Source organism: Photobacterium piscicola (genome assembly GCF_900166965.1).
GTDB classification, from domain to species: domain Bacteria; phylum Pseudomonadota; class Gammaproteobacteria; order Enterobacterales; family Vibrionaceae; genus Photobacterium; species Photobacterium piscicola.
The window spans coordinates 392,946-409,005 of sequence record NZ_FUZI01000003.1; the positions used below are offsets into that span (position 1 = coordinate 392,946).

Sequence of the window (16,060 nt, forward strand, 5' to 3'; positions counted from 1 at the left end):
AACCTTCTTTGAAGGGTGAGACAGCAAGAAGCTACTAGAAATTATAGAGAGACAGTTTAATGTCCATAAATAAAAAATATATCGCCTTCATTATTACAGCCACACTTTCAAACCAAGCACATGCTGCTGGCTATCAAGTATCAGAACACTCGGCTGCAGGTCTTGGCCGTGCATATGCAGGTGAAGCTGCCGTCGCTGATACCGCTGCAGTACTAGCGCGTAACCCTGCTGCAATGACTCGCTTTAAACATGCTGAAGTTTCAGGTGTAATGAGTGTCATCAACCCATCGATTAATATTGATGATCATACTCATAATGAAACCGCAAAAGATGTTTCGCCAATAAGTATTGTACCTGCGGCTTACTATATTCAGCCGATTAATGATAAAACTGCCATTGGTTTAGCGATTTTCAGTAATTATGGTGTAACAACCGATTACCCTAAAGCAATGCAAGCAGGTAGCTTAGCGGGTAAAACATCATTAGAAACGGTTAACTTCAATCCCAATATTGCTTATCGCCTAACACCACAATTAAGTATTGGTGCTGGTGTTAGCCTTGTTTATGGCACAGCAGAATTTAATCGTCGTTTGGGCTCTTTGTCTTATGCCGCGCCTAGCCATAACTTGATCAATATGGAAGGCACCGACTGGAGTTGGGGCTGGAATATTGGTGCCTTATATGAACTCGATAATAATAACCGCTTTGGACTAAGCTACCGTTCACAAGTCGATCTCAATTTTCATGGCCATTTTACTGACTACTTGGGACAAGCAACCTCAAAGCCAAATGAAACTGTTGCAGCACAGCTTAACCTTCCGCTGCCTGCCATTGCTGAATTTTCTGGATTCCATCAGCTGAATCAACAATGGGCTATCAGTTATAGTGTTCAATGGACGCAATACAATAAGTTTAAAGAAATTAGAGCAACAAGTTCTCAATGTGCAACTGGCACCTGTTTCGTTAAAAAAGAAAACTTCAAAGATACTTACCGTTGGGCTGTAGGTACAACTTATACGCTAAACCCAACATGGACACTGCGTTATGGTTTTGCCATTGATCAAAATGCAGGACAAGCAACACTGAGTATTCCTGATACTGATCGTTATTGGTATTCAGCAGGTGCGACTTATCATTACAACCCTGCTCTATCTGTCGATCTAGGCGTTGCTTATATTCACAGTAAGAAAGCTGATTTTATCGAGCAAACACCAACAGGTGAAAATGATAGTTTTACTTCATTCGGTAAAGCTTACCTTGCAGCCGCTCAAGTTAATTACCGCTTTTAATGCGTACTAAACTATAAAATCATTAGGAATAACAATGAAGATACGTTCAATAGCATTATTAGTCACCTCGGCACTGAGTTTAATTGGCTGTAAGGGTAACGGTACCTTAGAAAATCAAGCGCCGATTGATCCGAATATCGCAGCAAGTTTACAGGCTGAAACTCAAATTAATTTTGACCTTTTGTCTGCTAATAAGAAGCTTATATTACCCACATATTTAGCAATGGATGTACAAGACGGTACCCTTGCAACAGAAGCAATGGCGCAAGATCAAACCAATACTTCAGATCCCTTGGTTGCTATGGGGCAAACCGATGGTTGGAGCACAACCCAGCCGATCACAATTAATTTTACAGGTAAGAATTTAGATCCATCGACAGCTGCGCGTGGTTTCTATCTAATTAAATCAGGCGATCCGACTAACCCTGCAGATACCACAAAACCAACCCGCTTAACTCAACAAGCGGGTGACTTTATGGTAACGGTTTCAGGTGATAACTTAATTGTGATATTACTAAAACCGTTAGATCCTGCGAGTAACTACATGTATGCCGTTACTGATGATTTAAAAGATGTAAACGGCCAAGCTGTAGGCATGAGTAACTCATACGCATTATTAAAGTCGAATAATCTGCCACCAGCACCTGCATTATTACCAGCACAAAAGATCACTCATGCCACTGAAGAAGCGTTCCATGGTATTGTGCAACAACGCGATATTATCTTCTCATCATGGTTTACGACATTATCATCTGGTGATGTGTTATTTGCAGCGAAGATGGCAACAGAAGAAGCTATGGCGCTAGGGGCTAATAATGTATGGCAAGGCTCTGCTATTGCAAAGACAGTAACGCCAGAGCAACTTTCAACATTATTTACGTTTTCTCAACCCATAAAAGTTGACGATCCAAATAAAGTTGATGATAAAAGTAATGTCACAATCTATCAAGGCACTGTTTCATTACCATACTACCTCGATATTCGCGCTAATAAATTCATGAATACCCCTTGGCAAAGTGGTATGCCAAGCCTTGCTAAGATTAAATATGTATTAAGCAATGGCAGTGAGGCGGATAAAGCGACTATTTTAGCTCAATTGGCGGATGTGAAAGTTACATTAGCAGACATGGCACAAGTGGCGACAAACCCACAAGTGCAGATTAAAGTGCTCACTCGCTTAATGGGTAAAACACTTTATTTAGCGAATGGTAATCAACTCGATCCTAAGCGTCTAATTACCCGCTACAGTGCTGTACCTGAACTTAAATCAGTGCAGACAATTGATTACACATTAGTTTTACCTAACAGTAAAAAATGCCAAACTCTTGGTGCTAATGATGTCACTATTTTCCAACACGGTATTACCGCAGATAAGAGTGTATTAACAGCGCACAGCGATGGTTTACCGTCTTTAGCTGAAACGTTAATTGGCAATCAATGCCGCGCAATCTTTGCAATAAACCAACCACTACACGGTGAAGATCGTGGTATTTATACCATCGACAGCCAAGGTAATAGCCAATATAAAAATGCCGCAATAGATCCATCAATGTACTTAAATCTTGAAAACTTAACCGTTGCGCGAGATAACCTACGTCAAAGTACTATTGATGTCGTCAACCTACGAGCGGCTATTGGTAAATTATTTACTCATATTCAGCAACAACAAAAAGAAGATCAAACGACAAGCAATGTTTCACCGTTAGAGATGTTAAATCCTAATAACGGCGTAAGTTTTGCGGGTCATTCACTAGGTGCGATTGTTGGTACCAATGTCGGTAATATTGCTAACCGTCCAACGATGAACCCAGCATTTGATAAACAATATTTTGCGATTAATAAACTGGCGTTAGCAAACCCAGGCGCAGAGATCCCTTACCTACTATTAAACTCTGGCAGTTTTGGTGGTCTTCTAAAAGCAGGCGTGCTTCAAAGTACTGTATCTAATCCAACACAAATAACACCTGATGTCATTGAAACAGGTAAATTTCTGCAAACGTTGAATGCTTGTTATATCGCCCAAGATGATAAGCACAAAGATTTGAACAAGTGTTATGTTGATAACATTACAGCGATTAAAAATAACAACCCTAGCCTATTCGCCACATGGACGCAGACTTACGTTAAGTTTGCCTATGCGGCACAAACAGTAATGGATCCCGTTGATCCGATTAACCTAGCTAACGGCATTCCAGCATCGGTTCCCGTGTATGTTCAAATGGTTAAAGGTGATAGTACGATTCCAAATATTACTACACCAAACAATCTACCTTACTCACCGTTCACCGGTACTGAACCACTGATTAAGCAATTAGATTTAGCATTAAACAATGCAACTAAAGGTTGGAAAGAATATACACCAGGCAGCCATACATCATTACTCGATGTCACGATGCCAACAGCAAATGATAGCTTTACCATTGAAGCGTCTAAAGCAACAACAAAGAGTATGCAAAAAGATATGGCTGATTTTTTAAATAAATAATCTAGCCTAACAAAAAGCCTTGATAATCTTGTGTATACCACGCAAGTTATCAAGGCTTTATTTTATGTGCTTTTTTATATACTAGGCCTAACGCAAATGCTGCATCAAACTAGTCTTTTGATTCAATAACTGTGAAAAAGACGTCACAAACTGTTCTCCAATTTGTTTACCCTGCTGATAATCCAACTCTAAATCTTCATAGCTACTTAATAGCGCACTACTATTCAATGCTTTTTCTGGTGCAATTTGAATAACCTGTAACCCTTGCGGTGGATTGACAAGAAAATCATTCACATCACGATAGGTATGATGATAACGCGCCAACATTTCTAATATTTCTGAATTTGTTCCCTGCCCTGTGATCTCTAATAATCGTTCAACATTCAGCGGTGAGAACCAACTTTTCTTGGATATCGTCTTCGTTTTACTGACTGTGTTTTGATCATTATCTTCCTTATCGTCCCAATGCTGTTGTCGCCATTGTTCAAACCGTTGACTTAGCTCTTGATGAATATTCTTAATTTTATCAACCGACTCATTTAAGCTTAATTTATCAATATAATACGGTAATTGTGTTTCAATATTTTCTCGCCAATCATCTAAAATCCCCCGCTCCTCACCACGGTTCATTTCAGCGACACTGTCTTCTAATGGCTCAGTGCGAATAACAACCACGAGGTCAGCACCACGTCGCCACGCTTCTTTAACAGGAATAGCTGCACTCACACCACCATCGACCCATTGCAGTTCATCCATATTAACGGGCTGGTTATAAAGCAGAGGAATCGCACAGCTTGCCAGCAAGACTTCACTCCAGTCTTGTTGATACATAGGTAAATAATAATCTTGTAGGGTATCTTTACGAGTAGCACATGCAAGAGCCGTTCTATGGGCCAGTGTTTTATGAGCGGTAGCAATGTCAAGCGGGTATAAACCAGAAGCTGACACTTGCTGTAATGCCCATTCCAAGTTCATCGGCTGTTGTTTACTGAGATATTTATATAAATTAAAGAATTGATCATCCATCGAAACATTACGAATAAAATGATACCCAAATCGTGGTTGACGGCTAATAAAAGAAGATAAATTAAGCGCACCGGCAGAGGTACCAATATACAACTCAAACGGATCAAATTGATGTTCAAGGAAGCTATCAAGCACACCCGCAGAAAATATACCGCGCTGGCCGCCACCTTGAACTATTAAGGCTATTTTTTTAGTGGATGCGGTATGAATAACCGAAGAAAAATCATCAATGGATTTATCATTAACGTCACGTAAGCTAAACGGAAGATAATTCATTTCTTCTCCCTGTTAAATATGCACAAAACATATATTTATATATCTAAGAGAGTCGAATATACAATTTGTACATACCAATGGGAAATAATGTTAGAAAATATCACCCTAATTTCTCTAACATTACTCTTTCAATAACTATGCATGTATAGCAATCAATCCATAAATTACTAATGTAAAGAGTATGACGGTTACCGTCATCAGTGTAAATTTGAATTCAATATTCATCACGACCTCCATATATAACATAATGTTAACTTAAGTTTATGGTCAGATTATCAATAAAATCAATCTTCATCGCGATAATTACAACAGCTATCACACTATTTAGCGCATTATTTCATGATCAATACTATCGTTAAATTGCAAGATACCTCATATGCTATCAAGCACATCCTGTTACCGTTTAGCACCATTAATTTTCAACAATAAACATCTTATTTTCCAATGCTACAATATGAATATAAATATCTCACTTATCTTCTTTTTGTGCTTATAATCTATAAGATTAAACGGATTATTTCATAGGAAAAATAATGAAACCACTACTCACTGTCGGCTTAATTGCTACTGCAATAATCTCCACCGTGACACAAGCTAGACCCGTCGATTGGACCCCGGGAATTGGCGGTGATATTTCATTAATGGTTGGTTACAATAGATCAAACTCACAGTTTAATAGCGACAACCACACTACCTCAAACTTAAACAGCCATGGTGATGAACAAGATAAAATGTTTGTTGCTCCTATTGGCAGCCTCAGTTACACCTTTAATGCAGGTGATAAACAACTGTATTTAGGTACTAACCGTTCTGATATTGCTCTGGGTCGATTTCATGTTGAAGCAGGTTATCGACAAAAGTTTGCTGATAATTCCATGCTAACCCTGAGCTATATACCCGGTTTGCTGACCCAGAAAACATGGCAAGATCCTTACCTTAAAAATGTAGAGCGCAGCAAAACAAAAACCAGTATTAATGCATTTAGCGTCAAGCTTAACGATATTCGCGGTTCACGTTTTTCAGGCCAGTTAGCTTATGGTAAGTTTAGTGTTGATCAAGAACGCAGTGGCAACGATCCTATACTTGCACTTACACCCAATGAAAAAGCCGCCCTCAATCGTAATGCTACAGTTCTTTTTACAGAAGGTACTTATGTACAACCGTTTAGTCGCAGTCTGATGTTACGCACAGCGGTTAACTATACCAACATCGATGCTGACGGTAATGCTATGAGTAATAATATTTATGGTGTGGCTGCAACGATTATTCAGATATTACCCCAATCTAGTTTTGCCTTTACCGTCAACTATAAACGTGCTCTATTTGACTTAACTAACCCTGTATTTAATCAAAAACAACAAGATAATAAATACAGTGCTTTCTTCGCCTATGAATATAACCAACCCTTTAATTGGAAAAAATGGGGCTTAGTGTCTTTGATTGGCTATAGCTCAACCCAATCAAATATTGATTTCTATGACAGCAACGATCTCTTTGTTAGTGCGGGCTTAAATTACAAATTCTAATAACAATGTAGTAAATAGCCACACTCTCTAAACCCTCGATTTTATTTCGGGTAGTTATATTTTAACTACACCGAAATAATGCGAGACATCACTCAAAATATCGATTAAATTGACTATACTTTGCCAACGTTATGGAAACGTTAAATAAATTATGGCGGCTAATAATCGTACAGCAGATGCATCCCTAGAATCTTTGCATCGCATATTCACAATACCAGAAGCACCTGATTCAACATTAGGATTAATCGAAAAAGAGCTTTCAGAAAACCTTAACGAGTTTCTGCGAACCCACATAGCAGCAATCGAAAAACCCTTAGCTGAAATTGAAAAAGATTTCTCTACTGCGGATATTCCTGAAGTCCCTTCTTTTGTCTCTGAACATACCCAGTTCTTATTGAATAAACTTGTTGCTCAGTCTGTTCATACTGCTGCGCCTACGTTTATTGGTCATATGACCTCTGCTCTGCCTTACTTCATGATGCCTTTATCTAAAATCATGATCGCGTTAAACCAAAACCTTGTAAAAATAGAAACATCAAAAGCGTTTACGCCACTTGAGCGCCAAGTATTAGGCATGCTGCATAAATTAATTTTTAATCAAGAAGAAAGTTTCTACCAACAATGGATGCACAGTGCTGACCATTCTTTAGGGGCTTTTTGTTCGGGTGGCACCATCGCCAATATCACCGCATTATGGGTTGCTCGTAATGCTGCTTTGCAACCAGATGGTGACTTCACTGGTGTAGGCCAACAAGGTTTACTGCGGGCGATGAAGCACTATGGCTATGATGATCTGGCGATTCTGGTATCAGAGCGTGGACACTATTCTTTAAAGAAAGCCGCAGATGTTTTAGGTATTGGCCGAGATAGCCTGATTGCCATAAAAACTGATGACAACAATCGCATAGATCTCAATGAATTAAAAATAACACTCGCGAATCTAAAGCGTAAAAATATTAAACCTTTTGCGATTATTGGTATTGCAGGCACCACAGAAACGGGCAACATCGATCCTCTAGAACAACTAGCAGATATTGCCGCAGAACATCAATGTCACTTCCATGTTGATGCAGCTTGGGGCGGTGCAACCTTAATGTCGAATAAATATCGCCATTTATTGAAAGGGATTGAGCGCGCAGATTCCATTACCATTGATGCTCATAAACAGCTCTATATTCCGATGGGTGCTGGCATGGTGATATTTAAAAATCCAGAACTCATGACCGCAATTGAGCATCATGCTGAATATATTCTTCGAGAAGGTTCAAAAGATTTAGGCAGCCATACTCTGGAAGGATCACGCAGTGGTATGGCGATGTTGTTGTTTGCAAGTATGAATATTATTAGTCGCCCTGGCTATGAATTATTGATCAATAACAGCATTGAAAAAGCCGCCTACTTTGCACAATGTATTAAACAGCATCCTGATTTTGAGTTAGTCACAGAGCCTGAATTATGCTTACTAACTTACCGTTATGTCCCTGCTAATACACAGCAAGCATTGCAATACGCAACCCCAGATCAGCGTGAAACATTGCTAGAATTGCTTAATGATCTCACTCAATTTATTCAAAAACGCCAACGAGAATCAGGTAAATCATTTGTATCTCGTACGCGTATTACTCCAGAAAAGTGGCAGCGAAAAGCAACAACCGTGTTTCGCGTTGTACTCGCAAACCCTCTGACAACCACTGAAATTCTAGAAAATGTACTCATCGAACAACAGCAACTTGCACAAAAAAGCACTATTAGCTTGCCTGAAATCGTTAGATTGACAGGACAAATAATAGAAAAAAGAACTGAAACCAATACATAACGCGCAAATATCTATACGGTATTTTTCTAAATTTAACGATATATCGCATTTTTTGATGATTTTGCGTTTTTGAACATTACAAAAACGCTAGTCAATATATGTCTATTTTATGAATAACTCGCGACTTAACTATGAACAGTGGATGATTGTAGTGTGAATAGCACCATAAATGAGCCCTTTTTCATGTTATTAATACGCATAAGTAGCAGCAGTAAAAAGCCCCGTTTTCGTAAAAAACGGTTTTGCAAGAAAATATAGCGCAAAATACGCATTCATAAGATTTCATTTTTCAACGACATTGTTATTAAACGGTGAATAACAATGTCACAACAAGATGATAAATGTTTTCATAATGTTACAAAATAGCCTTGTTATTAATAATGATTCTCAATACCACGTTTTGTTCCTTTTTGACCCAAAAAAAATATCTTTAATTGATGATTTAAATCAAAAAAAGCCCCAAATGGAGCCTAAAAAAAATGCCCTATTCTTTTCAAATAGGGCATTTTTATGTCAATTTATGTCATAACTATTTTATTAAAACTATGTTTTTCTGACCCAAACAAGACCAATATTAGTCACCAGCAAACATATATCCTTCGCCATGAACAGTGACAAAAATCTGTGGATTCTTCGGATCAAGTTCCATTTTAGAACGCATTCTACGGATTAAAACATCAATAGTTCGGTCATTTGGCGCTTCAACACGGTGGCTTAACATGTTCAAAATACGCTCACGGCTTAACACCACATTAGGGTGTGATGAGAAGGCAACTAACAATTCATATTCTGCTTTAGTTAGCTTCACTGGAAGACCATTATGAGTCAGTGCGCGTTTGTTAATATCAAACTGCCATTCACCAAAACGAATGATGTTATCTTCCTGCATTTCAACCATAGTTTCGTCGCGTGCTTTTTCTACTAACGTCATGCGCCACAACAAGTTTTTCACTCGAACTAATAGCTCACGCAGTTCAAAAGGTTTGGTTACATAGTCGTCTGCGCCCATTTCTAAACCGACGATTCTATCAATACTATCAGTGCGTCCAGTCACCAAAATAATACCAACTTCAGAGCGGCTACGAAGCTCTCGCGTTAGCATCAAACCATCTTCGCCAGGTAGGTTGATATCAAGCATTACAAGGTCAATTTTTTCCGTTGCCATTACTTCGCGCATCTGTGCGCCACTGTCTGCTTGGCTTACCTTGTATCCTTCATTTTCAAAATACCCAACCAGTTTTGTACGGGTAACAATTTCATCTTCTACAACAAGTACGTGATGGGTCATGTCGTTCTCTTTTTAGTTTTTGGTTTTCTAGCTGAACGGTAGCACAAACTAAGACCATTCACAATTTGTCATAACTATGCCTTTGCTATTCATTCGTAGCGTTAACCTTATTCATATCGTAACAATAAGATTACCCCATAAAATTTTAACCGTCACCGTAGCCTACGGTGAGCATTCTTTTAAATGGAATCTTTCAAAATGAAGAAAATTTGGCAGATGTTGACGAAACCAAGTAGCAAGTACTCAATTCTTGCTCTGGTGCTTGTTGGTATTGGTATCGCCGTGAGTGGCATTTTTGCTGTACACAAAGGTTTTGAACACGCATCAACCAATGAATTCTGTATTGGTTGTCATACCATGAAACAGAACTATGAAGAGTACACTCAATCTGTACACTTCAAAAATGCATCGGGTGTTCGCGCTGACTGTGTTGACTGTCACCAGCCAAAAGATTTAGTCGGTATGATTGAAACAAAGTTAATGGCATCAAAAGATGTGTATAACCAGTTCATTACCAAGAAAATCGATACGCCTGAAAAATTTGAAGAGCACCGTTTAGAATTAGCTCAGATGGTTTGGAAGCGCATGGAAAAACAAAACTCAAGCACATGTAAGAGTTGTCACAACTATTCAGCGATGGACCATGCTAAGCAATCACCTGAAGCCGCAGCTGCAATGACAGACGCTGCTGCAAAAGACATGAACTGTATTGAATGTCACAAAGGTATTGCACACGAACTTCCAAACATGGCTGGCGGTTTCCAAAAAGACTACCAAGCACTAGAAGCTGAAGCGACCTCTCAAGGCGCAACAGCTGAGAAGCTTTACTCTCTAGGTGAGAAAGATATCTTTGCCACTGACGATGCTAAAGGTAAGTCAGAAGGTAAATTACTACCCGCTTCTGAAGTCACTGTACTTGAACGTAAAGGCGACATGCTGAAAGTTGAAGTTAACGGCTGGCTAGAGAAAGCTGGTAAAGGTCGCGTAATGACTGAGTACATGGGCAAGCGTGTCTTTAAGGCAACTATCCGTGGCGAAGTGAAAGCGAACGAGAAAATCATTAAAGAAGAAACTGATCCTGCAACTAACATTGTGTGGCAGAACATCAGCGTTCAAGGTTGGATCACTAAATCAAACATGATTGATAGTATCAAACCAATCTGGAACTATGCAGAAGATATGTACGCGTCTACATGTAACGCTTGTCACGCGGCGCCAGATCCTGGCCATTTTACTGCAAATGGCTGGATCGCAAGTCTGAAAGCCATGAGCTCTTACTACCGTCTGACTAAGACTGAAGAACGCACACTACTTAAATATCTTCAGAACCACGGCAGCGATACCGGTGGTGCTGGCGCGCATTAATCCAGCGTACCAATAAACGATTAAATGATAGGCGGGTGGTAATGGTTATCCCCGCCCCATCGATAAAAATTAAAGTTTAAGGATTCTCCAACTATGGCGACTCAAAACAATCATAAAGGCATTACACGCCGCCGCTTCCTATCAGGTTTAGCGATTGCAAGTGCTGCATCCGTTGTCGGTACTAGCCTACTTGCTCCTCGTAAAGCAATGGCTGCGACAGAAACAGTATCAGGCTTTAACGGTGAAGTGCTTTGTGGCTCTCACTGGGGTGCTTTCCGCGCTAAAGTAGTGAACGGTGTATGGACTGAAACCACGCCGTTTGAGAAAGACCCACACCCAACAGTTATGTTAGATGCCGTACGTGAAGTGGTTTATAACCCTGCACGTGTTAAATACCCAATGGTACGTATCGATTGGTTAAAGCAAGGCTACCGTTCTGATACAAGCCAACGTGGTAACAACCGTTTTGTACGTGTGCCTTGGTCACAAGCATTAGATTTCTTCCAACACGAGTTAAACCGTGTTCAAGAAACTTACGGCCCAAGTGCATTATACGCAGGTCATACTGGCTGGCAGTCTGTAGGTAAACTACACAACGCCGGTACAATGATGAAGCGTGGTATCAGCCTTCATGGTACTACCCTTGGTAAAATGGGTGACTACTCAACAGGTGCTGCACAAGTTATTCTTCCTTACGTTGCAGGTGCAATGGAAGTTTACGAACAGCAAACCTCTTGGGATATCGTGCTTAAAAACACAGATACCATCGTAATGTGGGGTACGGATCCAGTTAAAAACCTTCAAGTAGGTTGGTTGGTTCCTGATCACAGCGTATACGGCTCATACCAGCAGCTTGCTGAAAAAGTGAAAAACAAAGAAATTAAAGTTATTCACATTGACCCAGTACGCAACGAAACCATGAAGTTTGTTGGTGGTGAGCAGTTACCTGTACACCCACAATCAGATATTCCGTTGATGCTGGCGATTGCGCACACGCTATACACTGAAAATCTATACGACAAAGAATTCATCGCAAACTACACCACAGGCTTTGACAAGTTCATGCCTTACGTAATGGGCGAAACTGACGGTATCGTTAAGACACCTGAGTGGGCAGAGAAAATCTCTGGCATCAAGGCAAGTCAGATCCGTGAACTAGCACGTACAATGGCGGGTGGTCGTACTCAGCTTGTGGGTGGTTGGTGTCTACAGCGTATGCAACACGGCGAGCAATGGGCGTGGATGCTGGTTGTTCTTGCTGCAATGCTTGGTCAAATTGGTCAACCTGGTGGTGGTTTCGGTTTCGGCTGGCACTACAACGATGCCGGTACTATCACGTCTGCTGGCCCGTTAATGTCTGGCTTTAGTGGTGTTACTGGCGTAGAACCAATCTACAACGGTTCATTTAAAGGTTACGCTAAGACAATCCCAGTAGCACGTTTTGTAGATTGTATCTCTAACCCAGGTACGAAGATTCAATGGAACGGTAACGAAATTACCTTCCCTTACATGAAGATGGCAATCTTCAGTGGTAACAACCCATTTGCTCACCACCAAGATCGTAACCGTATGATCAAAGCGTGGACAAAACTAGAGACGGTTGTTTCTATCGAGCACCAATGGACAGCGACATGTCGTTTTGCAGATATCGTCTTACCTGCAACAACCACTTACGAGCGTGATGATATCGAACAGTTTGGTAACCACTCCAACAAAGGTATCCTTGCATTACGTAAGATTGTTGAGCCAATGTTTGAATCTAAAGATGACTTTGATATTTTCCGTGAGCTATGTGCACGCTTCAACCGTGAAGAAGCATTTACTGGCGGTAAAAAGAAAATGGAAATCATTGAAGAGATCTACAACGGTGCGCGTCTGCAAGGCCGTGGTATCGGCGTTCGTATGCCAACCTTCGCTAAATTCTGGGAAGGTGATGGTTATATTGAATTCCCTGCGGGCAAAGAGTGGGTACGTCACGAATCATTCCGTAACGAACCGGATCTTGAGCCACTAGGTACAGCATCAGGTCTTATCGAGATCTACTGTAAGACAATCGCAGATATGGGCTATAACGACTGTCAAGGTCACCCAATGTGGTTTGAAAAAGAAGAACGTAGTCACGGCGGCCCACGCTCTGATGTCTACCCGCTTCACTTACAGAGCTGTCACCCAAATAACCGTTTGCACTCACAGTTATGTTCATCAACTGACTTCCGTGCAACTTATGCTGTTGCAGATCGTGAGCCGATTTACATCAATACTCAAGATGCAGCCGCACGTAATATTAAATCAGGTGATTTGGTACGTGTATTTAACGGTCGTGGTCAAGTATTGGCTGGCGCAGTAGTAACAGATGACTACTCTCCAGGCGTATGTCGTATTCATGAGGGTGCTTGGTATAGCCCACTTGATGGCGGTAAAGCGGGTACAATTTGTACTTATGGCGATCCAAACGTACTAACGTTAGATATCGGTACTTCTAAGCTAGCACAAGCAACATCAGCACATACTGCTGTAGTTGATATTGAGAAGTACACTGGTCCCGTACCTGAAGTAACGGGCTTTAACGGTCCAACTTATGAAACAGGTATTGACCCACTATTCCCAGCAATGGATAAATAATCCCTTGTTGTTAGCATAGTAAATCAAACCATAAAGGCGATGAATCTTATTTTCATCGCCTTTATTTCATTTTTTAGAACCTATTCTAATAACCCTTAGGTATACTCTACCTAACTGCTTTATTTGAATATGTTTTATGTCTGGAGTGACCATGCAAGAATTTATCGCATTCAACGAACAACGTGCTGAAATCTACTGGTGGATGTCTTCGCTTTTTGCCCGTGAATTAAGTGATGCAGATCTACATGAATACCATGGCGGTGAGATGTATACGTTCCTGTCTGGTCTTGGTATGACTGAGGAATTAAAAGCACCTGTCGATACTTTCCGTGCTGCTATTAAAAAATCACATGCACGTAGTGACGAACAACTAGAACTTGCTGCTGATTTTTGTGGTTTATTTTTAAGTACACCAAAATCAGGGGCGTTGCCTTACGCATCAATGTATGTCGGTAAAACAGGCTTACTAAACGATAAGCCAGCACAAGAAATGCATGAACTTATGGCATCATTTGATATTGCCCAGCGCAAAGAATTTAATGAACCTGCAGATCATCTTGCGATTGAATTAGACTTTATGGGCAATTTAATCATCATGGGTAATCAGCAACAGACAGAAGAACAACGTGAAGCATTAATGCAATCACAGCTGTCATTCATCAACACCATGCTATTAAACTGGTTACCCTTATTTGCTAAAGAATGTCAGCTTCGAGACCAGTTTGGTTTCTATGCTGCCGCTGCAAATCTATTGCTCGCTTTTTGTATGCTTGATAAGAAATTTCTACTTGGTGAGTAAGCTTATTTAGCCAATCTTGCCCATTAAAAACGCCTTTATTTAGTCAAATAAGGGCGTTTTTTGTGTCGTATTACTAAAAAAATCTAATTTTAGAATTCCCCCCAACCTCCCTGCGAAATATTTATATTTTAATTCGCTTTTATATTGCATAACCACGCATCTAGTTGATCAACTATCCAAATCACAACTTCAAATAAAACCATTGTTTATCATAGTGTTATAGTTACAAAAAGTGCCGTAATACATTGAAATAATAGCAATTATCATTATCAATCGTTAAATTATGCATAGCGTCATTTTTGACTTTTTATATTGTCACACAAATTTTCAAAATCTGATGTAGATCAATTAATTGTGTTGATTTAAGTCATAAAATTAAATAGTAATACTTCCAAAGTATATTTAATCATAGCTAACAAGGTTGATAGATGGATTCGCATGCAGCCCTTTTTGAACTCGGCCAAAAACGTCTTGCCGAGCTTCGAAAAATGAAACCTCTTCGTGAGGGTTCTTTTCAGAAAAAACTTGAAAAAAATGGCATTACCCGTCGTGACTTCATGATTTGGAGTGCAACCATCACTTCATTACTGGCACTACCCCTACCTTTTAGTACCATGGTTGCCGAAGCTGCAGAGCTTTCAGATCGTGTACCACTTATATGGTTGAGCCTTGCCGAATGTACTGGTTGTTCTGAATCATTAGTACGTAGTACTACACCAGATATTAGTACATTACTGTTTGAACATGTATCACTTGAATACCAAGAAGTGCTCATGGCTGCCGCTGGCGATCAAGCAGAAGAAAACCTTGATAACGCAATGAAAGCTTACAAAGGTCAATACCTACTTGCTGCTGAAGGTGCCGTACCAACAGCTAACAATGGTACTTTCCTTACTATAGGCAGCAAAGCTGAAACGGGTGTATCACTGATTAAACGCGTTGCCGCAGATGCAGCCGCGGTTATTTGTGTGGGTACATGTTCATCTTTCGGTGGTATCCAAGCCGCACGCCCTAACCCAACGGGCGCAAAAAGTGTCGGTACGATTATTGACCGTCCAGTGGTTAACGTTGCGGGTTGTCCACCAAACCCGACCAACATTACCGGTACATTAATGTACTTCATCATGTTTGGTCGCCTGCCTGCATTAGATATTTTCAACCGTCCTAAATGGGCTTATGGCGCACGTGTTCATGATAACTGTGAGCGTCGTGGTCACTTTGATGCGGGTGAATTCGTAACTCAGTTTGGTGATGATAATGCCAAACAAGGTTACTGCTTATTTAAAATGGGTTGTAAAGGTCCTTACACTTATAACAACTGCCCTACAGAGCGTTTTAATGCTCACACCAGCTGGCCAGTACTTGCAGGTCATGGTTGTATTGGTTGTTCTGAACCTGATTTCTGGGATGACATGGCAGATTTCGAAAAACCATTAAGCCGTCAACCTGTCCATGGTTTAGATGCTACCGCTGATACCATTGGTGCCGTTATTTTAGGTGTCACTGCCGTTGGTATTGGTGCACACGCCGTCAGCAGTATTTTTGCTAAAAAAGTCGAGGAATAATTC

11 protein-coding genes are annotated in these 16,060 nt (G+C 40.3%); 8 read left to right on the plus strand and 3 right to left on the minus strand.

The genetic code is table 11. From position 1 onward, the window contains the following. The first annotated feature begins 59 nt into the window (after positions 1-59). Both CZ809_RS10755 and CZ809_RS10760 read left to right on the plus strand, forming a co-directional pair. Entirely contained in the window at positions 60-1,289 is a 1,230-nt protein-coding gene (locus CZ809_RS10755; RefSeq protein ID WP_080157631.1) for an outer membrane protein transport protein, read from the plus strand. A gap of 34 nt (positions 1,290-1,323) precedes the next feature. After that, positions 1,324-3,774, plus strand: coding sequence for a VolA/Pla-1 family phospholipase (locus tag CZ809_RS10760; protein WP_080157632.1), 2,451 nt, complete (start codon positions 1,324-1,326; stop codon positions 3,772-3,774). A gap of 87 nt (positions 3,775-3,861) precedes the next feature. Here CZ809_RS10760 and CZ809_RS10765 read toward each other — a convergent pair whose 3' ends face one another. Further along, positions 3,862-5,076 carry a patatin-like phospholipase family protein gene (locus tag CZ809_RS10765; protein WP_080157633.1) on the minus strand — a complete coding sequence of 405 codons (1,215 nt, stop codon included), beginning with the start codon at positions 5,074-5,076 and terminating at the stop codon, positions 3,862-3,864. A gap of 135 nt (positions 5,077-5,211) precedes the next feature. Then, on the minus strand, positions 5,212-5,322 hold the full coding sequence (locus CZ809_RS21610) for a hypothetical protein (protein ID WP_498179146.1): 111 nt from the start codon (positions 5,320-5,322) through the stop codon (positions 5,212-5,214). Positions 5,323-5,609: 287 nt separating this feature from the next. Between CZ809_RS21610 and CZ809_RS10770 the strand changes: the two genes are divergently transcribed. Both CZ809_RS10770 and panP read left to right on the plus strand, forming a co-directional pair. Then, the gene (locus tag CZ809_RS10770; protein WP_080157634.1) at positions 5,610-6,602 is read left to right on the plus strand and encodes a DUF2860 family protein; all 993 of its coding nucleotides are present in this window, start codon (positions 5,610-5,612) and stop codon (positions 6,600-6,602) included. 151 nt (positions 6,603-6,753) lie between these two features. Beyond that, positions 6,754-8,418, plus strand: a complete 1,665-nt coding sequence (gene panP, locus CZ809_RS10775; protein ID WP_080157635.1) for a pyridoxal-dependent aspartate 1-decarboxylase PanP — start codon at positions 6,754-6,756, stop codon at positions 8,416-8,418. Between the two features lie 574 nt (positions 8,419-8,992). Here panP and torR read toward each other — a convergent pair. Further along, positions 8,993-9,706, minus strand: a complete 714-nt coding sequence (torR, locus tag CZ809_RS10780; protein WP_036794308.1) for a two-component system response regulator TorR — start codon at positions 9,704-9,706, stop codon at positions 8,993-8,995. A 198-nt stretch (positions 9,707-9,904) separates the two neighbouring features. Between torR and torC the strand changes: the two genes are divergently transcribed. The 4 genes from torC (at position 9,905) to CZ809_RS10800 (ending at position 16,057) form a co-directional block, all read left to right on the plus strand. Continuing rightward, a complete protein-coding gene (gene torC, locus CZ809_RS10785; RefSeq protein WP_080157636.1) occupies positions 9,905-11,071 on the plus strand; it encodes a pentaheme c-type cytochrome TorC in 1,167 nt (388 codons plus the stop codon). Between the two features lie 93 nt (positions 11,072-11,164). Then, positions 11,165-13,693, plus strand: a complete 2,529-nt coding sequence (gene torA, locus CZ809_RS10790; protein ID WP_080157637.1) for a trimethylamine-N-oxide reductase TorA — start codon at positions 11,165-11,167, stop codon at positions 13,691-13,693. 151 nt (positions 13,694-13,844) lie between these two features. Next, positions 13,845-14,492: a molecular chaperone TorD gene (gene torD, locus CZ809_RS10795; RefSeq protein WP_080157638.1), complete on the plus strand. Its 648-nt coding sequence runs from the start codon at positions 13,845-13,847 to the stop codon at positions 14,490-14,492. Between the two features lie 428 nt (positions 14,493-14,920). Further along, a complete protein-coding gene (locus tag CZ809_RS10800) occupies positions 14,921-16,057 on the plus strand; it encodes a hydrogenase small subunit (RefSeq protein WP_080157639.1) in 1,137 nt (378 codons plus the stop codon). Positions 16,058-16,060: the final 3 nt, after the last annotated feature.

Excerpts from the sequence above, each read along its gene's own strand:
- CZ809_RS10770 (WP_080157634.1), top strand. The coding sequence starts at position 5,610 with ATGAAACCACTACTCACTGTCGGCTTAATTGCTACTGCAATAATCTCC.
- torR (WP_036794308.1), bottom strand. The coding sequence starts at position 9,706 with ATGACCCATCACGTACTTGTTGTAGAAGATGAAATTGTTACCCGTACA.
- torC (WP_080157636.1), top strand. The coding sequence starts at position 9,905 with ATGAAGAAAATTTGGCAGATGTTGACGAAACCAAGTAGCAAGTACTCA.
- CZ809_RS10760 (WP_080157632.1), top strand. The coding sequence starts at position 1,324 with ATGAAGATACGTTCAATAGCATTATTAGTCACCTCGGCACTGAGTTTA.
- torD (WP_080157638.1), top strand. The coding sequence starts at position 13,845 with ATGCAAGAATTTATCGCATTCAACGAACAACGTGCTGAAATCTACTGG.
- CZ809_RS10755 (WP_080157631.1), top strand. The coding sequence starts at position 60 with ATGTCCATAAATAAAAAATATATCGCCTTCATTATTACAGCCACACTT.
- CZ809_RS10800 (WP_080157639.1), top strand. The coding sequence starts at position 14,921 with ATGGATTCGCATGCAGCCCTTTTTGAACTCGGCCAAAAACGTCTTGCC.
- CZ809_RS10765 (WP_080157633.1), bottom strand. The coding sequence starts at position 5,076 with ATGAATTATCTTCCGTTTAGCTTACGTGACGTTAATGATAAATCCATT.
- CZ809_RS21610 (WP_498179146.1), bottom strand. The coding sequence starts at position 5,322 with ATGTTATATATGGAGGTCGTGATGAATATTGAATTCAAATTTACACTG.
- panP (WP_080157635.1), top strand. The coding sequence starts at position 6,754 with ATGGCGGCTAATAATCGTACAGCAGATGCATCCCTAGAATCTTTGCAT.
- torA (WP_080157637.1), top strand. The coding sequence starts at position 11,165 with ATGGCGACTCAAAACAATCATAAAGGCATTACACGCCGCCGCTTCCTA.